Genomic DNA, 20,734 nt, shown 5'->3' with positions numbered 1-20,734 from the left:
CATCCGGCAATATAACAATATTATTCAAAACGGATGGGGAGCTTTTTCCCGTTCGACTCCCAGACACCCTGATAGACGCCGTCTTTTAACTCCAGCGTTATCTTCTCTTCCGATTGTTCAGCGGCAGAGGTCTTCAGTACATAATGTTGATTGTCGGCTGTGTCGCATTTACCGTTTAATTCAATCGGTGCGCCAAATTTCTGGTAAAAGTAAGCCCCTTCAAAAAAATCACCGTATTTGCAGTCGACCTTCAACACAATACGCATGCTTTTTCCCAACGTGCCGTACATGACCTTGCCGTCAATGCCGGGCGCTGGCGAAACCGGTGTAGATCTCTTTGCGGCAGTCAGATACTGGCCGTAAGGCGTGAGCTGATTATGCAGTTCAACGGTCGGGATTTTCGTGGTGAAATCGCCCAGTTCGTCACCCGCGCGATTGGCGTGGTTGCTACAACGTCCGTTCAGGAAAGCCAGATGGTCTTTTTGCAGGGAGAATTTGTCGATGTAGTACAGACCGTCGGTGTAGGTTGCACACGATGCGTAGAATTCGGCAAAGCCAGAATCTCCACCGTCTTCTTTTATTTGCTCCGGCTTTTGTGATTTCTGTGCGGCAACAAAGGTATCAATTTGGCTGCGGATATCTTTTCTGATACGGGTGTTTAATTCGGTCATCGTGGAGCGGGAAAAGAGGTCGTTAAGGGTAATTGTCGCGCCGTTGGCTAAATCGAAGCTGATCGGTACATTGTACGACTCGCAATACGCCCCGCAGCCTTCGACAAACATGTTGAGGGTCAACACTTTGGCGTCGCGATACTCAACCGTGTAGTCAAGGTTTGCGGTGGGATTCATCTCTGATTTCGCAAACTGATTCACGGTCGCTCGTGGATTATTTCCCGGTAGCTGATTGATAAAGCTTGTGAAAATATAATCGTTAATGCGTTTTGCAACCTGTGGGTTATCCGTTGAGGTAAACCACGGCACGCGATATTGCATCTCAGTGCTTGCGGGATAGCGATACTCAAGGCTCTCAATTTCAAGTTGAGTCGCACTGGCGTAGCCGGAAAGGAGCAGTAAAGCCACTCCGCTCAGATATCCTTTCATCATAATTCCTTGAATGCGAGTGGCCTGAAGATTACTCGTAGTAGTTATAAATTCCCGCTGCCATCACCAGTTGTGATGCCACTTCGTAAGCTTTTTCGCGACTCACCAGGAGATCAATGATTTTTAAACCGAAATCGATTGAGGTTCCCGGTCCCTGGCTGGTTAACAGATTGACGCGCGGATCCCATACGACGCGCTTATCCTGCCACTGGTCAGTGGGAATATTGTCTTTCAGCGCCGGAAAACCGGTCATGTTACCGATGGGAAAAATATCGTGTGGGACGAGGACTGTGGCGGCAGCGGCGCAAATTGCCGCGACAATGCGCCCGGAGCGATGAAACTGTTTCACGGTTTCGACAAGCAGAGGGCTGTCGCGAAAACACTCGGCGCCTTTAATACCGCCGGGCAGCACGATAATGTCGAAATCCCCGTCAGCAACTTCCACTAATGGTGCATCCGCCAGTAGTTTTACGCCGCGTGAGCACACGATCGTCAGGCCGCCATCGCTGGCAACGCTTGCGGTCGTGACCTTAATTCCGCCGCGAACCAGCAGATCGATAGTGGTGACCGCTTCGGTCTCTTCACTACCAGGGGCGAGACATACCAGTGCTTGAGCGCTCATACTCACTTTCCTTTCTCTTAACCATTTCAAACAGGCGGGCATTTTCCGGGACGGCGATGCCGTGCGCGCGGGCGCGTTTTAGCAAATAACCGGTAATGTAGTCGATCTCAGTATGGCGCAGGGCATGTATGTCTTGCAGCATTGATGAGATATTTTCCGCCGTACTGTCAATCACTTGCTCAACATAATAGCGTAAATCATCTGCTGATGTGTGGTGGCCTTCGCGTTCAATGACCGCCGCCACCTCCTCGCAGATGAGTGCTATTTTTTCAGGATGATGGCGTAACTCTCCATTCGAGCAATCCCATAATGCGGTCAGCGGGTTAATGACGCAGTTGACGGCCAGCTTGCGCCACAACTCAGCGCGAATATTGTTGTGCCAGGCGACGTCCGGCAGCACCTCTTGCAGGACTTCAGCCAGATAACTGAAATCACCGTCTTGTTCACGCGCCGGACCAATCCTTGTTGTTCCCTGAGCGACATGAATGATCACGTTCCCGTCACGGCGTGCCGCGTGGGTTGTGGTGCCCATCAGCAGAGGTTGCTTAATGTTATGTAACTCTTCAATCGTCCCCATACCGTTGTGAATCAGCAGAATGGGAGTGGTGTCAGGCAGAATGGCGGCCAGGCCTTTGACCGCATCAGAAACCTGCCAGGCTTTCAGAGTGACAAGCAACAGGTCGCTTTTCGCCAAAAAATCGGGGTCGTTTGCCGTCAGGGATTCATTGAATACTGACCCATCCGTGTCGATCAGGTTAACGCTGCAATAGGGTTGCGGTACGCGTAGCCACCCCTGAACCTCATGTCCATGTTTGCACAGCGTGGTTAGCCAAAGCTGTCCTAACGCTCCACATCCCAGTACGGTAATTTTCATTCTTCCTCCTCACCTGCAACATCACCAGGTGTTAATCCATATCGGCCGTACCCCATTATTGTTCGCAGGTATCAGTACCACGTACAATTAAAGGATACAGCCTAGTATAGCGCTGTCTGTTGTGTAACTTTGCAGGTATTATGCTTCGCATCAAAAATGAAGGGAGAGGAAAAGATGCCATCTTTCGATATTGTTTCTGAAGTTGATCTTCAGGAAGCCCGTAACGCGGTAGATAACGCCAGCCGCGAAGTGGAGTCACGCTTTGATTTTCGTGGCGTTGAAGCGACTTTTGAGCTGAACGAGTCGAATAAGACGATTAAGGTGCTAAGCGAGTCTGATTTCCAGGTCAATCAGTTGCTGGATATTTTACGTGCCAAGCTGCTGAAACGTGGTATTGAAGGCACTTCGTTGGACGTACCAGAAACCTTCGTGCACAGCGGTAAAACCTGGTTTGTTGAAGCTAAGCTGAAACAGGGTATTGAAAGCGCGGTGCAAAAGAAAATCGTTAAGCTGATCAAAGACAGCAAACTGAAGGTGCAGGCGCAGATTCAGGGCGAAGAAATCCGCGTGACCGGCAAGGCGCGTGACGATCTGCAATCCGTTATGGCGCTGGTTCGCGGCGGCGATCTCGGCCAGCCGTTCCAGTTTAAGAACTTCCGCGATTAAGTCGTAATGCCTGATGGCGCTACGCTTATCCGGCCTACAGGTTTCACACGCTATTTGTAGGCCGGGTCAAACGATAGTCGCCATCTGGCACTCTTCACGCCTGGCTGATGGCCTGTTCAACCTCAAATCGATTCGTCACTTTGCTGTCGATTTTCACGTAAGCCGAATGCTCTTTCGCTACAATTAACACTTCGCTTATCCCTTCTTTAGCCAGCAGACGCTGCTTAAGGGTGTCATCTGCGGCAATCTCAGGTGGGATTTCCACTCGCAGGCTACTGACATATGGCGGCTCTTTCATTGTGCTTGCCACCAACAACCAAACTGCCGCCAGAAGCGCGCCGGCCAGGAATACCGCCTGACCATCAAACATTTCGACCACCCAACCGCCGAGCGAACCGCCAATCGCCACGCCAAGAAACTGGCTGGTGGAGTAAACGCCCATCGCCGTGCCTTTATAGCCAGCCGGAGACTCTTTGCTGATAAGCGAGGGGAGGAGGGCCTCCATCAGGTTAAAGGCGAGGAAGAATATCTGAACGCCTGCAATCAGCCCCCAAAAACGCACGTTAGCGCTCCACAATACAATCTCTGCGATAAGGATCAGTAACACGCAGGCGAGGAATACGCGCTTCATCCGCCGCTTCACTTCTGCGTAGATGATGAACGGCACCACGGAAACAAAAGACAGCAGCATCGTCACCAGATAAATTTTCCAGTGCTCTGCGGCGGGGAAACCGGCTTTCGCCAGTTGGCCCGGTAAGGCGACGAAAGTGGACATCAACAAAATGTGCAGACACATGATGCCAAAGTTGAGCTTGAGCAGTTTGGGCTCCGCCAGCACTTTGCTGAAGCTGCCTTTTACCATGCCAGATTCGCGGTTCAGCACGTGGCTGGTGCTATTGGGAACGACCCAAATGGTTAGCACGATGCCGGTGGTTGCAAGAGCTGCAATCATCCAGAACAGCGCGTGTAGCCCCAGCGCATGGGTAACGATCGGTCCTAGCACCATCGCAATGGCGAAGGTGATACCAAAGCTGACGCCGATAAACGCCATCGCTTTGGTACGGTTTTGCTCACGGGTTAAGTCGGAAAGCAGCGCCATCACGGCGGCGGCAATCGCGCCAGAGCCTTGCAAAGCGCGACCGAGAATAATGCCCCAGATTGAATCGGAGAGGGCGGCAATCACGCTGCCGAGAACGAACACCGCCAGCCCGCCGACGATAAGCGGCTTACGACCGATGCGGTCAGAAAGCAGACCAAAGGGGATCTGGAAAACGGCTTGCGCCAGACCATAAATGCCAATGGCAAGGCCAATTAGCGCTTCACTGGCACCCTGTAGCGCCATACCGTACGTGGTCAGAACCGGCAGAACCATAAACATGCCAAGCATGCGCAACGAGAATACGGTCCCTAAACCCCAGGTGGCGCGCAACTCACCGGGCGTCATTTTGTAATCGTTCATTCCCACCTCTGTATTAATTTCGCGCCTAGTGTAAAGCGGGGAAGGAGTGCGGTAAACCTCTACGATATGTGGAATTGTGTAGTGGGAAAATCGAAATAATTACAACTGCGACTAATTTACTTGCGATAATTACAGGTGTAGTCTTTTTGTGGTTATTTCTAATGGAAAGAGGGAAAAGGAAAATGGCGATTCCGGGCAATATGTGGATTTATGACGATGGTGGTGCGCTGATTAAGGGCGGGTGTGATGTAAAGGGAAGAGAATACAGTATTGAATTTAAAGGCTTTCATCACAATTTGTCTATTCCCACTGATAACGGTACAGGCAAGCCAACAGGCACACGCCAACATTCACCGATGATGATCGTCAAAGAGTTTGACTACTCTAGCCCGTATTTATACAAAGCTGTCGCTTCTGGTCAGAATCTTAAGTCCGCAGAGATTCGTTGGTACAAAATCAATGATGCCGGTCAGGAAGTTGAATACTTCAATATGTTTCTGGAAGGGGTGCGGATTGTCTCCGTTTCTCCCTCGATGGCTGGTCCAGAGGACATGAATAATAACCATCTTGAAACCATAGAATTACGCTACGAAAAAATCACCTGGAAGCATTGCGACGGGAACATTATCTATACCGACGCATGGAATGACCGGCAGACGGCATAATGGGGGATTGAATGGACACAACTGAAGAGGCGAATGGAACCTATTGGTATCATGGTCACGCTAACGTAACGTCGGGTGAACTGTTTGATTTGATATTCATTGAGCAGTTGGCAGATTCATTAGGTATCACCACGGAAGCTGTTATGCTGGTTTTGATCGGTCAACCATTTATTCCTGTCAAAGGAAAACTATCAGCAGCCACGAACACCCCAGGCACTAGTATTGCATCAATTCTATGTAGAAAACTTCTGAAAGGGGCTCGGTTCCCGTTTGGTTTAAGACTACACGCTCCTATGGGGAAGTTTTCCAAATTGAAGATGGTTCCAACAAACCAAATAGCAACTTACATAGGCCGTTGGGTTCCTTTTGTTGGGCATGCTCAGTTAATCGTGCTTTTGTTCGCGGTGACAAAACATACCCGCGATAAATACAACCTCATCGTACGACCCAAAGATCGCATACAGTGGACATCTTTCTGATGAGAAATTATGAAGCTGAAGTTATTGAGTACATCATGAAGAATTACCCAATCAGGGAACGTTGGTTTAGGCCTGGTCTTAAGCAGGTCACGAAAGAATGGACCCTGGAGGATGATTTTCAGTTTATTCCGGAAGATGCATATGATTTTTTAGCTGATTTATTTGAGCATTTTGATATTGAATATTCGAACTTTGATGGAAGGAATTATATTGAACAAGAATACCCTTTCTGGAAAAAAGATCCTCCTGAAATTGAATTAAAGCCTTTGACAGTAGAGATGATTATAGAGTCAGCAAAGGCGGGGAAATGGCTTTATGACTGAATAACATCCCTGCCAATAAAAAAGGGTGCCGGAGGCACCCTTTTCGTATCAGCAGATCTTTACCAGACGTAAGTCAGAAGGTTCTGCGAGTTTGGCACCATAAAGTCAACGGACATCATCACGGAAAGCGCGGTAATGGCGATGATGGAGAAACCGAACAGCTTGCGTGCCCAGACCCTGTCATCTTCCACTTTATAACCGCGCAGCGCCATGCCCAACCACCAGACGCTCACCGCCGCAGCAACAATCAGGTATTTATAACCAGCATAGCCGCCCAGGGTTAGCATCAGCGTGGCGATAGCAAACGCCACGATGTACAGCGTGATATGGTTCTTCGCGACCGAAATACCTTTCACCACCGGCAGTACCGGGATGTTGGCTGCCTGATAATCCTTAAAGCGGAAAATCGCAATCGCGTAAGAGTGCGGCATCTGCCACAGACTGAAAATAGCCAGCAGAATCAGCGCACCGCTATCGAACTCACCTGTTACGGCGCAGTAGCCAATCACCGGCGGCGCAGCGCCGGAGAGTGAGCCAATCAGCGTGCCATAAACGGAATGGCGCTTCATGTACAGGCTATAGACGCCCACATAGACCACGAAGCCCATTACCCCCAGCCAGCAGGCCAGAGGGTTCGCGCCAAACCACAGCAGCATAAAGCCAGCAATACCCAGCAGGGTGGCGTATACCAGCGAGACCGCAGGGGAAATCAGACCTTTAACCAGCACACGGTTTTTGGTCCTCTCCATCTTCCTGTCGATATCCCTGTCGATGTAGTTGTTAAATACACAACCCGACGCCACAACCAGTGACACCCCAACCAACGTGTAGATAAACAGGGGATAATCAATGCTGCCTTTCGAGGCCAGCAGGAATCCCCCAATCACCGAGATCAGGTTGCCAAAGATGATGCCTGGTTTTGTTACTTGCAGGTATTGCTTAAACATCATAATCGCCGCTCTTAGTGCATCATCATGTTGTAGTTAAGGTTCCACATAATCCAGATGGAGCCCACAACCAGGATGGCGATGATTAGCACAGTAAAGACAAAGGCTGTCATGTTCCAACCTTCATCAGATTTGCTATTCATGTGCAGGAAGCACACCAGGTGCACCAGAATCTGTACCACTGCCATTGCCAGAATAGTTCCCAGAATGACGGCAGGAGAGGCAGAACCTGTCATGACCATCCAGAACGGAATAACCGTCAGGATTATCGACAGGATAAAACCTGTCATGTAGGTTTTTACGCTGCCATGGGATGCGCCGCCGCTCTCGTTAGAATGACTCATTACATCGCCCCCATCAGATAAACAACAGTGAACACACAGATCCACACCACATCCAGGAAGTGCCAGAACAGGCTCAGGCACATGATGCGGGTACGGTTAGTACTGGTCAGGCCGCGACGAGCAACTTGCACCATCAGCACCGCCATCCAGATAAGACCGGAGGTGACGTGCAGACCGTGCGTGCCGACCAGCGCGAAGAACGCAGACAGGAAGCCGCTGCGATCCGGGCCCATACCGTTAACAATCAGGTGATGGAATTCATAGAGTTCCATCCCGATGAATCCGGCACCAAACAAGAAGGTCAACGCCAGCCAGGAGATAACCTGGCTCTTGTTGTTCTTGTACATGGCGATCGCCGCCATGCCGTAAGTAATAGAGCTGAATAACAGCAGGAATGTTTCAACCAGAACGAACGGCAGTTCAAAAATGTCCTTACCTGTTGGGCCTCCTGCGGTGCCGTTCACCAGAACGGCATAGGTTGCAAACAGAATAGAGAACAGAATGCAGTCGCTCATCAGGTAGACCCAGAATCCGAAGATCTTGGTCTGGCCTGCATCGTGGTGCCCGTGTTCGTGCGCGTGGGCAGTCGCGTGCGTTAAAGTATCAGTTGCCATTTTTCAGCCCTGCCTTAGTAATCTCATCGAAATGCTGGTTTTCCAGTTTTTCGACTTCCGGGACCGGCACGTAGTAATCCACGTCTTCATCAAAGCTTTTCACAATCCAGCTGATGATCATGCCTGCGAAGCTTGCAATCGCCAGCCACCAGATATGCCAGATCATGGCGAAACCAAACAGTGTTGCGAAGGCGGTAATGACGATACCGGCACCGCTGTTTTTCGGCATATGAATTTCTTCATAGTGCGCAGGCTGCTTGTACGCTTCACCTTTTTCTTTCATTTCCCAGAAGGCATCACGCTCATGAACGTGCGGCACAACAGCAAAGTTGTAGAACGGAGGCGGGGAAGAGGTTGCCCACTCCAGCGTACGACCACCCCATGGGTCACCGGTCAGGTCGCGGTTCTGCTCGCGGTCGCGAATAGAAACGAAAATCTGAATCAGCTGGCACAGGATACCCAATGCAATCAGCGCGGCACCGCAGGCGGCAACGACCAGCATCGGATGGAACTGCGGGTCAATCTGCTGGCTGAGGCGACGGGTCATCCCCATAAAGCCCAGCACATACAGCGGCATAAACGCCACGAAGAAGCCGATGATCCAGAACCAGAATGCGCGTTTACCCCAGGTTTCGTTCAGCGTGAAGCCAAACGCTTTTGGCCACCAGTAGGTCATACCTGCGAAGCATCCAAATACGACGCCGCCGATGATAACGTTATGGAAGTGCGCAATCAGGAACAGACTGTTGTGCAGCACGAAGTCCGCACCCGGAACCGCCAGCAGTACGCCGGTCATGCCGCCGACTGAGAAGGTAACGATAAAGCCAATCGTCCACAGCATCGCTGAGTGGAATACGATACGACCCTGGTACATGGTGAACAGCCAGTTGAAGATCTTCACCCCGGTCGGGATGGCGATAATCATGGTGGTAATACCGAAGAAGGCGTTTACGTTAGCGCCTGCACCCATGGTGAAGAAGTGGTGCAGCCAAACAACGAACGACAGAACGGTGATACAGACGGTTGCCCACACCAGTGAGGTGTAACCAAACAGACGTTTACGTGAGAAGGTTGCAGCGATTTCGGAGAACACACCGAAGACCGGCAGAACCAGAATGTACACTTCCGGATGGCCCCAGGCCCAAATCAGGTTGATGTACATCATCATGTTGCCGCCCATATCGTTGGTAAAGAAATGGGTGCCCAGATAGCGATCCAGGGTCAGCAACGCGACGGTAACCGTCAGGATTGGGAAAGACGCGATAATCAGGATGTTCGCACACAGCGATGCCCAGCTAAATACCGGCATCTTGAACATGGTCATTCCTGGCGCACGCATCTTAATGATGGTCACAAAGAAGTTGATCCCGGTTAGGGTTGTACCAATACCGGACAACTGGACTGCCCATATCCAATAATCGACCCCGACGCTTGGACTGTACTCTATTCCCGAGAGTGGCGGGTACGCCAGCCAACCGGTCTGTGCGAATTCACCCACGCCCAGAGACAGGTTAACCAGGATTACGCCGACAACGGTGAACCAGAAGCTCAGGTTGTTCAGGAACGGGAATGCAACGTCACGTGCGCCGATCTGCAGCGGAACCACCAGGTTCATCAGACCGATAACAAATGGCATTGCCACGAAGAAGATCATAATCACGCCGTGAGCCGTGAAGATCTGGTCGTAGTGGTGAGGTGGCAGGAAGCCCGCTTCACCTGCAGAAGCCAGCGCTTGCTGACTACGCATCATGATGGCGTCGGCAAAGCCACGAATCAACATGACGATTGCGACAATGACATACATGATGCCAAGGCGTTTGTGGTCAACCGAAGTTAGCCACTCTTTCCACAGGTAGATCCACTTACCGAAGTAAGTGATTAGGCCCAGTAAGGCCGCACCACCGATGATAATGGCAGCGATCGTAACCATGACAATTGGTTCATGGAACGGCACTGCATCCAGCGTCAATTTTCCGAACATCGTATTCTTCCTCGGCCCCTTAGTGAGCGGATTCCGCGTGGCTCATGTCCATGCCTTCCATTCCTTCGTGTGCGCTGTGCTCACCTTCGGGTTGGGTCATGTCCATGCTCTTACCGTGAGCCATAAATTTGTTAATAACGTCTTTAAACAAATCTGGTTTCACGTTGGAGAAGTATTCCACCTGGTTGTATTCGCTTGGCACAGCCACTTTTTCGAACGCAGCCATGTCGCTCATGGTGTTCGTGGACTGTTTAGCTTTAGCAACCCATTGGTCGAATTCGGCGCGGTCCTTTGTTGCGATAGCCTTGAACTTCATACCGGAGAAGCCTGGTCCGCTATAGCTTGCGGAGATACCATCATAAGTACCGACTTCGTTGGCGATCAGATGCAGTCGAGTCTGCATTCCGGCCATGGCATAAATCTGGCTACCCAGACGCGGGATAAAGAAGGAGTTCATCACGGAGTTGGACGTCACTTTGAACTCAACCGGAGTATTCGCCGGGAAGGCGATTTCATTCACGGTAGCGATACCTTGTTCCGGATAGATGAAGAACCATTTCCAGTCCATGGAAACCACTTCAATGGTAATGGGCTTCTCGTCATGCGCCAGCGGTTTGCTTGGCTCAAGAGCGTGAGTGGTTTTCCAGGTCAGTACGGCAAGGAAAATGATGATTAAGATCGGCACCGTCCAGACCACAGCTTCCACTTTATTGGAGTGTGACCAGTTCGGGCTGTACTTCGCATCTTTATTGCTTGCACGATACTTCCAGGCGAAACCAACAGCCATCAAGATGGCAGGAATAACGACAATCAACATCAGGCCAAATGCCGTCAGTATCAGAGAACGTTGTTCCAGTCCAATCTGTCCTTTAGGGTCAAGCAGCGCAGAATTACAGCCACTGAGTAATGCAGTGCCTGCAATTAATGACAACCATCCCAAACTTTTATTGTATTTCCTGAGTCTCATTTAACGACCTCAATTCCACGGGACCGGGTGGCGTTTAAAGTGTGAGGGCATTTTACGGGAAGGTTACATTACTGTAAACATCCTTGGATCTGTGTTACTGGGTTCTGCCGGGCATGTCACATATGTTGCAATATATGTCGTTTTGACTTTAAGAACCTGTTGCAACATCACGTTATAACGAAAGCGGGCAAGCGGGAGACGTGCTGAGGGCAATTGGTATAACCAATACGAAAATAAAACAATTGTTTAACAATTGATTATCAATAAAAAGACAATTGCAGAACAAAAAATAAATCTGTAGTGGCTGAATCGAGTAAGGGAAATAGTATATATAAAAGGCGTCAATAATTTCCAAATTCTTTGGCGCACAAAATAACAAATAATATTTTTAGTAATTGTTGTTTATTTAGCCGTTATAATTACGCAGGGTGATTACAACGGCGATATTAATGTGGATTTTTACGCCAGGCGGGTTTTGCGCAGTGCCAGATAATCCAGCAATCCACCAAAAACGACCCCGCAGACCGCGACCACTACCGAGATTTCCAGCAGTTCCGGCAGGAAGGAGAAGTGGGTGTAATCCAGCGCGTTCATGGTTAACAGCAGCAGCCAAACCACCAGCAGACAGCAGCCCGCAACCAACGTCATTAATGCCAGGCTGTACGCGCCACGAAATTCCGTGCGCGGAATGAAGCTCTCATTTTGCCAGCTATGTTCCAGAGTCTGACGACAAACCAGCAGCAGTATGAGGCCGGGGATAGCGGCAAACACAGAGAACAAATAAAACGTTGGCCACCCGTGCGCTTCAACAAACCAACCTGCTACCGGGCCAACGTAAACGCGACCAACGGCTGAAAGCGCGGAGAGCAGAGCGAACTGGGTCGCTGAGAAGGACTTATTGCACAGCGTCATTAATAAGGCGACAAACGCTGCCGTACCCATGCCACCACACAGGTTTTCAAAGAAGACGGCGGCGGCCATACTGAACATGTGTTTGTCAGTGATGGACAATAACCAGTAGCCCGCATTCGACGCCCCCTGCAGGATGCCGAAAATCAGCAATGCGCGAAACAGCGAAAGGCGTTGCATCAGGATCCCGCCGTACAGCGCGCCAACGATGGTTGCCAGCAGTCCGAGCGTTTTATTCACCACGCCAACTTCACCCGCATCAAATCCGACGCCGCGGATTAAAAAGGTTGTAGTCAGGCTCATGGCAAAGGCATCCCCGAGCTTATACAGAACGATAAGCAGCAGAATTAGCCAGGCGTTGTTACGACCAAAGAAGTCGCGCAGCGGGGCCACAACCGCTTGCTCCAGCGTTTTGGGCACCGGAATGGCATCAGTCGGTTCGGGCGCTAGCAGGGTAGCGATGATGCAAGGTATCAGCAGCGCTGCCATCAGCCAGTACATTCCTTGCCAGCCCAGCCAGCGGTCGGCCATCCACAGAGCCAGCCCACCGGAAACCAGCATCCCTAAACGATAGCCCAGCACGCTGATAGCCGCGCCGGTGCCGCGTTCTTCGGCGGGTAGCACGTCGGTTTTCCATGCGTCAAAGACGATATCCTGCGATGCCGAGCAAAACGCGATCACCACCGCAAGCGCGGCCATCCAGCGTAGCTGCGTGCCAGGCTCCAGAAAGCCCATCGCGGCGATAGAAATCAGTAACAGCACCTGAGTTGCCAGCAACCAACCACGGCGTCGACCTAAAAACGGCGGCGTGTAGCGGTCCATTAGCGGAGACCAGAGGAACTTAAACACGTAGGCCTGGCCGACCAGAGAAAAGAAACCGATAGTTTTAAGATCGATATTCTCGACTGTCATCCATGCCTGAAGCGTACCCGAGGTCAGTGCGAGTGGTAAACCGGAGGCGAATCCCAGTATAAGCAGGATAGCTGAACGTGGTTGCTGAAAAATACGTAAGTAATGACTGGACATGGGCTTCTATAGGCCCGACGAACGCCGGGCCATATGGGCAGAAATTAACGAGCGTTCTGCTTGATGAAATCGTGAACGCTGGTGTCCTGAGACATATCAGCGATGGTATCGGTCAGCACGCTGTTAACGGCGTCAGCGATATTTTTGTTAGAGGCCTGCAGTGCGCCTTCAACAGAATAGCTTGCGCGGTAGTTTTTGGTCATCTTGTTGCCGTTAGCAGCGGTCGCAATGATGGCGATGTCTGCCTTGGTGGCGATGTTATAGCGCACGCTACCCTGGGACACGTCTGCATACAGCTGGCTAACAATGATTTGCAGGTTAACAGCACCGTTTGGCCCAATCATATAACCGCGTGCGGTCATCTGTTTTTCCAGTACTTCTTGCAGCAGGAAGCGCAGATCGCGGGACGCGGTCAGGGTAACAAGCTGGTTGTCACGGGTAACTTTTGCCAGCGCCTGATCCTGACGCTGGTCGGCACCGTTGATGCTAACGGTCACACCCATCAGGCTCGGGTCCTGCTGTGGCAGGGTAATTTTCGGGGAAACTTCAATAGTGGTCGGCGGCGTTGCGCATCCAGCTAACATAAACAGCGCGACAAACGGGACGAGGATTTTTTTAAACATGCCAGGGCTCTCAGCGAATCTAAATTGTATGGTTGGAGAAAATTCCCGCCATCATAACATCGCCAACGATGAGGGGAAGTGGGTAACGCATGTAAATTCATTGTGTTGTCAGTTTTATGTCTTTGTGGAGACCATAAACGGACTTTTTGCAATAAATCGAAGTGAGGATTTAGTGAACTTCATCCATTTGGCTGAGAAAATCAGACAAACGCTAATTTTTTGTTGCTAAGGTGTAATGAAAGCGGTAAAAGCGGCTAGTATTTAAAGGGATGGGTGACATCTCAGCGTTGTCGGAGGAAAAACTTCATGATGATTCGTGAGCAAATAGAAGAAAAATTAAGGGCAGCGTTCCAACCCGTGTTCCTCGAAGTTGTGGATGAAAGCTATCGTCACAATGTCCCGGCAGGTTCTGAAAGCCACTTTAAGGTTGTGCTGGTTAGCGATCGCTTTACAGGTGAGCGTTTTCTGAATCGTCATCGGATGATTTACAGCACCTTAACGGTGGAGCTTTCCACAACCGTTCATGCACTTGCCCTGCATACCTACACCATTAAGGAGTGGGAAGCGTTGCAGGATACGATTTTTGCATCGCCTCCGTGTCGTGGGGCGGGAAGCATCGCGTAAAAACGGATTTGCAACAACCGACGCTTTTCCAGTATGTTGCTACAGATTATGTGAAAACGGCCTGCGGGCCGTTTTGTTTTGTCTGAATTCTGGGGCAGTCGTACAGTATTCAGACAAAAATTAGCCGGGAATTGTGAAAAAAGCCGCAGCAACGCGCGATAACCGTTCTCGACTCATAAAAGTGATGCCGCTATAATGCGCGTCTTATTTTTCGGAATGTCTTCGGGATGATTCTGACGACAGGGAATGTGATTGCTTATGAGAACATCCCAGTTCCGCGAAGCCAACAACCTGTGCTTGCGGAGAAGAGTTGACCGAGCACTGTGATTTTTTGAGGTAACAAGATGCAAGTTTCAGTTGAAACCACTCAAGGCCTTGGCCGCCGTGTAACGATTACTATCGCTGCTGACAGCATCGAGACCGCTGTGAAAAGCGAGCTGGTCAACGTAGCGAAGAAAGTGCGTATTGACGGTTTCCGCAAAGGAAAAGTACCGATGAATGTTGTTGCTCAGCGTTATGGCGCGTCTGTTCGCCAGGACGTTCTGGGCGACCTGATGAGCCGCAACTTCGTTGACGCGATCATCAAAGAAAAAATCAATCCGGCTGGCGCACCGAACTACGTTCCGGGCGAATACAAACTGGGTGAAGATTTTACTTACGCGGTAGAGTTCGAAGTTTACCCGGAAGTTGAGCTGACTGGCCTGGAAGCAATCGAAGTTGAAAAACCGGTTGTTGAAGTCACCGACGCTGACGTTGACGTGATGCTGGACACCCTGCGTAAGCAGCAGGCTACCTGGAAAGACAAAGACGGCGCTGCTGATGCAGAAGACCGTGTAACCATCGACTTCACCGGCTCTGTAGACGGCGAAGAGTTCGAAGGCGGCAAAGCGTCTGACTTCGTACTGGCGATGGGCCAGGGTCGTATGATCCCAGGCTTTGAAGAAGGCGTTAAAGGCCACAAAGCTGGCGAAGAGTTCACTATCGATGTGACCTTCCCGGAAGAGTACCACGCTGAAAACCTGAAAGGTAAAGCCGCTAAGTTCGTTATCAACCTGAAGAAAGTTGAAGAGCGCGAACTGCCGGAACTGACTGAAGAATTCATCAAACGTTTCGGCGTTGAAGATGGTTCCGTAGCGGGTCTGCGCGCTGAAGTACGTAAAAACATGGAACGTGAGCTGAAAGGCGCTGTGCGCAACCGCGTTAAGTCTCAGGCGATCGAAGGTCTGGTAAAAGCTAACGACATCGACGTTCCGGCTGCTCTGATCGACAGCGAAATCGACGTTCTGCGTCGTCAGGCTGCACAGCGTTTTGGCGGCAACGAAAAACAAGCTCTGGAACTGCCGCGTGAACTGTTCGAAGAACAGGCTAAGCGTCGCGTAGTTGTAGGTCTGCTGCTGGGCGAAGTGATTCGTACCAACGAGCTGAAAGCTGACGAAGATCGCGTTAAAGGCCTGATCGAAGAGATGGCTTCTGCTTACGAAGATCCGAAAGAAGTTGTTGAGTTCTACAGCAAAAATAAAGAGCTGATGGACAACATGCGTAACGTCGCTCTGGAAGAGCAGGCTGTTGAAGCTGTTCTGGCGAAAGCGAAAGTGACTGAAAAAGCCACTTCCTTCAACGAGCTGATGAACCAGCAGGCGTAATTCGTCGCTTATTTAGCACGAATTTCGTACGCAAGCCCGTCACCTTTTGGTGGCGGGTTTTTTTTTGTCACGGATTTTGCATGGGAAGAGTGCGAAAACAGCGTTTCAGTGTTAGCGTTACAACAAAAGATTGTTATGCTTGAATTATGGCGATGTCGTACCCATTACAGAGGGACTAGCTGATAATCCGTCCATAAGGTTACAATCAGCACAGCAGGTTTTTTCAAATTTTATCCAGGAGACGGAAATGTCATACAGCGGCGAACGAGATAACTTTGCACCCCATATGGCGCTGGTGCCGATGGTCATTGAACAGACCTCACGTGGTGAGCGCTCTTTTGATATCTATTCTCGTCTACTTAAGGAACGCGTCATTTTTCTGACCGGCCAGGTCGAAGACCATATGGCTAACCTGATCGTGGCGCAGATGCTGTTCCTGGAAGCAGAAAACCCAGAAAAAGATATCTACCTGTACATCAACTCCCCTGGTGGAGTGATCACTGCCGGGATGTCTATCTATGACACCATGCAGTTTATTAAGCCGGACGTCAGCACCATTTGTATGGGCCAGGCGGCCTCAATGGGCGCGTTCCTGCTGACTGCCGGGGCGAAAGGTAAACGTTTTTGCCTGCCTAACTCTCGCGTCATGATCCACCAGCCTCTGGGCGGTTACCAGGGCCAGGCAACGGATATTGAAATTCATGCCCGTGAAATCCTGAAGGTAAAAGGGCGCATGAACGAACTTATGGCGCATCATACGGGTCAATCTCTTGAGCAGATTGAACGTGATACCGAGCGCGATCGCTTCCTCTCCGCTTCTGAAGCGGTAGAGTACGGTCTGGTCGACTCGATTTTGACCCATCGTAATTAATGCCCAGCGCGCAGGTGTACCGCTATAATTACCTGGAGCGGCACAACGCTGACTAGCGTCTTGCGCCTGAGAATGGCATTTGCGTCGTCGTGTGCGGCACAAAGAACAAAGAAGAGGTTTTGACCCATGACAGATAAACGCAAAGATGGCTCGGGCAAATTGTTGTACTGCTCTTTTTGCGGCAAAAGCCAGCATGAAGTGCGTAAGCTGATTGCCGGACCATCCGTGTATATCTGCGACGAATGTGTTGATTTATGTAACGACATCATTCGCGAAGAGATTAAGGAAGTAGCACCGCACCGTGAACGCAGTGCGCTGCCGACGCCGCATGAAATTCGCAACCACCTGGACGATTACGTTATCGGTCAGGAGCAGGCGAAGAAAGTGCTGGCGGTCGCGGTATACAACCATTACAAACGTCTGCGCAACGGCGACACCAGCAATGGCGTCGAGTTGGGCAAAAGTAACATCCTGCTGATTGGCCCAACGGGTTCCGGTAAAACGCTGCTGGCTGAAACGCTGGCACGCCTGCTGGACGTTCCGTTCACTATGGCCGATGCCACCACGCTGACCGAAGCTGGTTATGTGGGTGAAGATGTTGAAAATATTATTCAGAAACTGCTGCAGAAGTGCGATTACGACGTGCAGAAAGCACAGCGCGGGATCGTCTATATCGATGAAATCGACAAGATTTCTCGTAAGTCTGACAACCCGTCCATTACCCGTGACGTTTCCGGCGAAGGCGTACAGCAGGCGCTGTTGAAACTGATCGAAGGTACGGTTGCTGCCGTTCCACCGCAGGGGGGGCGTAAACATCCTCAGCAGGAATTCCTGCAGGTTGATACCTCCAAGATCCTGTTTATCTGCGGCGGTGCCTTTGCCGGTCTGGATAAAGTCATTGCTAACCGTGTTGAAACGGGCTCCGGCATTGGTTTTGGCGCAACGGTAAAAGCGCAGTCTGATAAAGCCAGCGAAGGTGAACTGCTGTCGCAGGTGGAGCCGGAAGATCTGATCAAATTTGGTCTGATCCCTGAGTTCATCGGGCGTCTGCCGGTTGTAGCGACGCTGAGCGAACTGAGTGAAGAAGCGCTGATCCAGATCCTGAAAGAGCCGAAAAACGCCCTGACCAAGCAGTACCAGGCGCTGTTCAATCTTGAAGGTGTTGATCTGGAATTCCGTGAGGAAGCGCTGGATGCGATCGCCAAGAAAGCGATGGCACGTAAAACCGGTGCTCGTGGTCTGCGTTCTATCGTCGAAGCCGCACTGCTTGACACTATGTACGATCTGCCTTCTATGGAAGACGTCGAAAAAGTGGTGATCGATGAGTCGGTGATTGGCGGCCAGAGCAAGCCATTGCTGATTTACGGTAAGCCGGAAGCGCAGCAGGCATCTGGCGAATAATTCATCAATTCATACAGACATTTAATTAATAAGGGGGGATTTTATCTCCCCTTTTATTTTTCCGTAAACATGGCGTTGAATGTGTGGGAAACATCCCCATATACTGACATACATGTTAAAGGTGGTGTGGAGCACAGTCGTACCACCTGATTACCTGGCGGAAACTAAACTAAGAGAGAGCTCTATGAATCCTGAGCGTTCTGAACGCATTGAAATCCCCGTATTGCCGTTGCGCGATGTGGTGGTTTATCCGCACATGGTCATACCCTTATTTGTAGGGCGGGAAAAATCTATCCGTTGTCTGGAAGCGGCTATGGACCATGATAAAAAAATCATGCTGGTTGCCCAGAAAGAAGCGTCAACGGATGAGCCGGGTGTAAACGATCTTTTCACCGTCGGGACCGTGGCCTCTATTTTGCAGATGCTGAAACTGCCTGACGGCACCGTAAAAGTGCTGGTCGAGGGGTTACAGCGCGCGCGTATTTCAGCGCTGTCTGACAACGGTGAGCACTTCTCTGCGAAAGCGGAGTACCTTGACTCGCCTGCTATTGATGAGCGCGAACAGGAAGTGCTGGTGCGTACCGCTATCAGCCAGTTCGAAGGCTATATCAAGCTGAACAAGAAAATCCCGCCCGAAGTGCTGACGTCGCTGAACAGCATTGACGATCCTGCACGTCTGGCGGACACCATCGCTGCGCACATGCCGCTGAAGCTTGCTGACAAGCAGTCCGTACTGGAGATGTCCGACGTTAACGAACGTCTGGAATATCTGATGGCGATGATGGAGTCTGAAATCGATCTGCTGCAGGTTGAGAAACGCATTCGCAACCGCGTGAAAAAGCAGATGGAAAAATCCCAGCGTGAGTACTATCTGAACGAGCAGATGAAAGCCATTCAGAAAGAGCTCGGCGAGATGGACGATGCGCCGGACGAAAACGAAGCGTTGAAGCGTAAAATCGACGCGGCGAAAATGCCGAAAGAGGCAAAAGAGAAAGCGGAAGCAGAACTGCAGAAGCTGAAAATGATGTCTCCGATGTCAGCGGAAGCGACCGTAGTCCGTGGCTACATCGACTGGATGGTTCAGGTGCCGTGGAATGCGCGTAGCAAGGTCAAAAAAGATCTGCGTCAGGCTCAGGAAATCCTCGATACTGACCATTACGGTCTGGAACGCGTCAAAGACCGTATTCTTGAGTATCTCGCGGTTCAAAGCCGTGTGAATAAAATCAAGGGGCCGATCCTGTGCCTGGTTGGGCCGCCGGGGGTAGGTAAAACTTCTCTGGGACAGTCCATCGCTAAAGCAACCGGACGTAAATACATCCGTATGGCGCTGGGCGGCGTGCGTGATGAAGCTGAAATTCGCGGTCACCGCCGGACCTATATTGGTTCGATGCCGGGTAAACTGATCCAGAAAATGGCTAAAGTGGGCGTTAAAAACCCGCTGTTCCTGCTTGATGAGATCGACAAAATGTCTTCCGACATGCGTGGCGATCCGGCTTCCGCACTGCTTGAGGTGCTGGATCCAGAGCAGAACGTGGCGTTCAGCGATCATTACCTGGAAGTGGACTACGATCTCAGCGACGTGATGTTCGTTGCGACCTCTAACTCCATGAATATTCCCGCACCGTTGCTGGATCGTATGGAAGTGATCCGTCTGTCCGGGTATACCGAAGACGAGAAGCTGAACATTGCTAAACGTCATCTGTTGCCGAAACAGATTGAGCGTAACGCGCTGAAAAAAGGCGAGCTGACGGTCGACGATAGCGCCATTGTGGGCATTATTCGTTATTACACCCGTGAAGCTGGCGTGCGTAGTCTGGAGCGTGAAATTTCCAAACTGTGCCGTAAAGCGGTGAAACAGTTGCTGCTCGACAAGTCGCTGAAACATATTGAGATCAATGGCGACAACCTGCACGACTACCTGGGCGTACAGCGCTTTGACTATGGCCGCGCGGACAACGAAAACCGCGTAGGTCAGGTAACCGGTCTGGCATGGACGGAAGTGGGTGGCGATCTGCTGACCATCGAAACCGCTTGCGTACCGGGTAAAGGTAAGCTGACCTACACCGGTTCTCTGGGTGAGGTCATGCAGGAATCCATTCAGGCTGCGCTGACCGTGGTGCGCGCGCGTGCGGAAAAACTGGGTATTAATCCGGACTTTTACGAAAAACGCGACATCCACGTTCACGTACCTGAAGGGGCGACGCCGAAAGACGGTCCAAGTGCGGGTATTGCCATGTGTACCGCGCTGGTTTCTTGTCTGACCGGTAACCCGGTTCGCGCCGACGTGGCGATGACCGGCGAGATCACCCTGCGTGGCCAGGTTCTGCCTATTGGTGGTTTGAAAGAAAAACTGCTGGCAGCACACCGTGGTGGTATTAAAACGGTCTTAATTCCAGACGAAAACAAACGCGACCTGGAAGAGATTCCGGACAACGTAATTGCCGATCTGGACATCCATCCGGTGAAACGCATTGAGGAGGTTCTGACGCTCGCGTTGCAAAATGAGCCCTCCGGAATGCAGGTTGTGACCGCAAAATAGTGACCTCGCGCAAAGAGCACTAATAAAAACAGGGCTGGCAGGCCATTTCGGACTTGC

The 20,734-nt window shown here is 50.9% G+C and carries 20 protein-coding genes; 9 read left to right on the top strand and 11 right to left on the bottom strand.

Annotation, left to right across the window (positions count from 1 at the left end):
- Positions 1 to 20 precede the first annotated feature (20 nt).
- From OGW44_RS18745 to panE, 3 genes are read right to left on the bottom strand one after another with little or no spacing between them, the layout of a single operon-like run.
- Positions 21 to 1,100: a hypothetical protein gene (locus tag OGW44_RS18745; protein WP_046276092.1), complete on the bottom strand. Its 1,080-nt coding sequence runs from the start codon at positions 1,098 to 1,100 to the stop codon at positions 21 to 23.
- A gap of 31 nt (positions 1,101 to 1,131) precedes the next feature.
- Complete coding sequence (yajL, locus tag OGW44_RS18740) at positions 1,132 to 1,722, bottom strand: protein deglycase YajL (protein WP_016152043.1); 591 nt, start codon at positions 1,720 to 1,722, stop codon at positions 1,132 to 1,134.
- A complete protein-coding gene (gene panE, locus OGW44_RS18735; RefSeq protein ID WP_016155860.1) occupies positions 1,685 to 2,596 on the bottom strand; it encodes a 2-dehydropantoate 2-reductase in 912 nt (303 codons plus the stop codon). Before panE ends, yajL begins: the two co-directional genes overlap by 38 nt.
- Before the next feature lie 174 nt (positions 2,597 to 2,770).
- On the opposite strand from panE, the gene OGW44_RS18730 reads away from it, so the two are divergent.
- A complete protein-coding gene (locus OGW44_RS18730; RefSeq protein ID WP_003831002.1) occupies positions 2,771 to 3,262 on the top strand; it encodes a YajQ family cyclic di-GMP-binding protein in 492 nt (163 codons plus the stop codon).
- 94 nt (positions 3,263 to 3,356) lie between these two features.
- On the opposite strand, the gene OGW44_RS18725 is transcribed toward OGW44_RS18730, so the two are convergent.
- Complete coding sequence (locus tag OGW44_RS18725; RefSeq protein ID WP_016152045.1) at positions 3,357 to 4,721, bottom strand: MFS transporter; 1,365 nt, start codon at positions 4,719 to 4,721, stop codon at positions 3,357 to 3,359.
- 182 nt (positions 4,722 to 4,903) lie between these two features.
- Here OGW44_RS18725 and OGW44_RS18720 point away from each other — a divergent pair, with 182 nt between their 5' ends.
- Genes OGW44_RS18720 through OGW44_RS18710 form a run of 3 tightly spaced genes read left to right on the top strand, consistent with a single transcriptional unit; the run spans position 4,904 to position 6,188 of the window.
- On the top strand, positions 4,904 to 5,386 hold the full coding sequence (locus tag OGW44_RS18720; RefSeq protein ID WP_016155861.1) for an Hcp family type VI secretion system effector: 483 nt from the start codon (positions 4,904 to 4,906) through the stop codon (positions 5,384 to 5,386).
- A gap of 11 nt (positions 5,387 to 5,397) precedes the next feature.
- Positions 5,398 to 5,865, top strand: coding sequence for an STM2901 family protein (locus OGW44_RS18715; RefSeq protein WP_016155862.1), 468 nt, complete (start codon positions 5,398 to 5,400; stop codon positions 5,863 to 5,865).
- Positions 5,865 to 6,188 (top strand): DUF1493 family protein, encoded by a 324-nt coding sequence (locus OGW44_RS18710; protein ID WP_016152048.1) that lies wholly within the window; start codon positions 5,865 to 5,867, stop codon positions 6,186 to 6,188. The genes OGW44_RS18715 and OGW44_RS18710 overlap by 1 nt, the downstream gene beginning before the upstream one ends.
- 59 nt (positions 6,189 to 6,247) lie before the next feature.
- Here the strand turns inward: OGW44_RS18710 and cyoE are convergent, their stop codons facing one another.
- The 7 genes from cyoE to OGW44_RS18675 all read right to left on the bottom strand — a co-directional run bounded on the left by cyoE (position 6,248) and on the right by OGW44_RS18675 (position 13,599).
- Positions 6,248 to 7,138, bottom strand: a complete 891-nt coding sequence (cyoE, locus tag OGW44_RS18705; RefSeq protein ID WP_003831005.1) for a heme o synthase — start codon at positions 7,136 to 7,138, stop codon at positions 6,248 to 6,250.
- 11 nt (positions 7,139 to 7,149) lie between these two features.
- A complete protein-coding gene (locus tag OGW44_RS18700) occupies positions 7,150 to 7,479 on the bottom strand; it encodes a cytochrome o ubiquinol oxidase subunit IV (RefSeq protein ID WP_003831006.1) in 330 nt (109 codons plus the stop codon).
- Entirely contained in the window at positions 7,479 to 8,093 is a 615-nt protein-coding gene (locus OGW44_RS18695) for a cytochrome o ubiquinol oxidase subunit III (RefSeq protein ID WP_003831007.1), read from the bottom strand. Before OGW44_RS18695 ends, OGW44_RS18700 begins: the two co-directional genes overlap by 1 nt.
- On the bottom strand, positions 8,083 to 10,074 hold the full coding sequence (gene cyoB / locus OGW44_RS18690; RefSeq protein ID WP_185654222.1) for a cytochrome o ubiquinol oxidase subunit I: 1,992 nt from the start codon (positions 10,072 to 10,074) through the stop codon (positions 8,083 to 8,085). The genes OGW44_RS18695 and cyoB overlap by 11 nt, the downstream gene beginning before the upstream one ends.
- Before the next feature lie 19 nt (positions 10,075 to 10,093).
- Positions 10,094 to 11,041 (bottom strand): cytochrome o ubiquinol oxidase subunit II, encoded by a 948-nt coding sequence (gene cyoA / locus OGW44_RS18685; protein ID WP_003847580.1) that lies wholly within the window; start codon positions 11,039 to 11,041, stop codon positions 10,094 to 10,096.
- A gap of 459 nt (positions 11,042 to 11,500) precedes the next feature.
- A complete protein-coding gene (gene ampG / locus OGW44_RS18680; protein ID WP_047357698.1) occupies positions 11,501 to 12,976 on the bottom strand; it encodes a muropeptide MFS transporter AmpG in 1,476 nt (491 codons plus the stop codon).
- A gap of 44 nt (positions 12,977 to 13,020) precedes the next feature.
- A complete protein-coding gene (locus OGW44_RS18675) occupies positions 13,021 to 13,599 on the bottom strand; it encodes a lipoprotein (RefSeq protein WP_016152050.1) in 579 nt (192 codons plus the stop codon).
- A gap of 306 nt (positions 13,600 to 13,905) precedes the next feature.
- Here OGW44_RS18675 and bolA point away from each other — a divergent pair, with 306 nt between their 5' ends.
- From bolA to lon, 5 genes are all read left to right on the top strand, one after another.
- Entirely contained in the window at positions 13,906 to 14,223 is a 318-nt protein-coding gene (gene bolA, locus OGW44_RS18670; protein WP_016152051.1) for a transcriptional regulator BolA, read from the top strand.
- 344 nt (positions 14,224 to 14,567) lie between these two features.
- Complete coding sequence (gene tig, locus OGW44_RS18665; RefSeq protein ID WP_003021622.1) at positions 14,568 to 15,866, top strand: trigger factor; 1,299 nt, start codon at positions 14,568 to 14,570, stop codon at positions 15,864 to 15,866.
- 247 nt (positions 15,867 to 16,113) lie between these two features.
- Complete coding sequence (gene clpP / locus OGW44_RS18660; RefSeq protein WP_003021624.1) at positions 16,114 to 16,737, top strand: ATP-dependent Clp endopeptidase proteolytic subunit ClpP; 624 nt, start codon at positions 16,114 to 16,116, stop codon at positions 16,735 to 16,737.
- A gap of 126 nt (positions 16,738 to 16,863) precedes the next feature.
- Positions 16,864 to 18,138, top strand: coding sequence for an ATP-dependent protease ATP-binding subunit ClpX (gene clpX / locus OGW44_RS18655; protein ID WP_003831013.1), 1,275 nt, complete (start codon positions 16,864 to 16,866; stop codon positions 18,136 to 18,138).
- A 184-nt stretch (positions 18,139 to 18,322) separates the two neighbouring features.
- A complete protein-coding gene (lon, locus tag OGW44_RS18650) occupies positions 18,323 to 20,677 on the top strand; it encodes an endopeptidase La (RefSeq protein WP_016152052.1) in 2,355 nt (784 codons plus the stop codon).
- Positions 20,678 to 20,734 lie beyond the last annotated feature (57 nt).

The organism is Citrobacter sp. Cb023 (assembly GCF_030336805.1).
Taxonomy (GTDB): Bacteria; Pseudomonadota; Gammaproteobacteria; order Enterobacterales; family Enterobacteriaceae; genus Citrobacter; species Citrobacter braakii.
Note: the sequence above shows the minus strand (reverse complement) of the source record. Positions and strands in the feature narration are given on the sequence as shown.

Coding starts and splice junctions, on each gene's coding strand:
- clpP (WP_003021624.1), top strand. CDS start 16,114: ATGTCATACAGCGGCGAACGAGATAACTTTGCACCCCATATGGCGCTG.
- OGW44_RS18700 (WP_003831006.1), bottom strand. CDS start 7,479: ATGAGTCATTCTAACGAGAGCGGCGGCGCATCCCATGGCAGCGTAAAA.
- OGW44_RS18730 (WP_003831002.1), top strand. CDS start 2,771: ATGCCATCTTTCGATATTGTTTCTGAAGTTGATCTTCAGGAAGCCCGT.
- clpX (WP_003831013.1), top strand. CDS start 16,864: ATGACAGATAAACGCAAAGATGGCTCGGGCAAATTGTTGTACTGCTCT.
- ampG (WP_047357698.1), bottom strand. CDS start 12,976: ATGTCCAGTCATTACTTACGTATTTTTCAGCAACCACGTTCAGCTATC.
- OGW44_RS18725 (WP_016152045.1), bottom strand. CDS start 4,721: ATGAACGATTACAAAATGACGCCCGGTGAGTTGCGCGCCACCTGGGGT.
- OGW44_RS18710 (WP_016152048.1), top strand. CDS start 5,865: ATGAGAAATTATGAAGCTGAAGTTATTGAGTACATCATGAAGAATTAC.
- panE (WP_016155860.1), bottom strand. CDS start 2,596: ATGAAAATTACCGTACTGGGATGTGGAGCGTTAGGACAGCTTTGGCTA.
- OGW44_RS18720 (WP_016155861.1), top strand. CDS start 4,904: ATGGCGATTCCGGGCAATATGTGGATTTATGACGATGGTGGTGCGCTG.
- OGW44_RS18715 (WP_016155862.1), top strand. CDS start 5,398: ATGGACACAACTGAAGAGGCGAATGGAACCTATTGGTATCATGGTCAC.
- bolA (WP_016152051.1), top strand. CDS start 13,906: ATGATGATTCGTGAGCAAATAGAAGAAAAATTAAGGGCAGCGTTCCAA.
- cyoB (WP_185654222.1), bottom strand. CDS start 10,074: ATGTTCGGAAAATTGACGCTGGATGCAGTGCCGTTCCATGAACCAATT.
- OGW44_RS18695 (WP_003831007.1), bottom strand. CDS start 8,093: ATGGCAACTGATACTTTAACGCACGCGACTGCCCACGCGCACGAACAC.
- cyoE (WP_003831005.1), bottom strand. CDS start 7,138: ATGATGTTTAAGCAATACCTGCAAGTAACAAAACCAGGCATCATCTTT.
- OGW44_RS18675 (WP_016152050.1), bottom strand. CDS start 13,599: ATGTTTAAAAAAATCCTCGTCCCGTTTGTCGCGCTGTTTATGTTAGCT.
- tig (WP_003021622.1), top strand. CDS start 14,568: ATGCAAGTTTCAGTTGAAACCACTCAAGGCCTTGGCCGCCGTGTAACG.
- yajL (WP_016152043.1), bottom strand. CDS start 1,722: ATGAGCGCTCAAGCACTGGTATGTCTCGCCCCTGGTAGTGAAGAGACC.
- cyoA (WP_003847580.1), bottom strand. CDS start 11,041: ATGAGACTCAGGAAATACAATAAAAGTTTGGGATGGTTGTCATTAATT.
- lon (WP_016152052.1), top strand. CDS start 18,323: ATGAATCCTGAGCGTTCTGAACGCATTGAAATCCCCGTATTGCCGTTG.
- OGW44_RS18745 (WP_046276092.1), bottom strand. CDS start 1,100: ATGAAAGGATATCTGAGCGGAGTGGCTTTACTGCTCCTTTCCGGCTAC.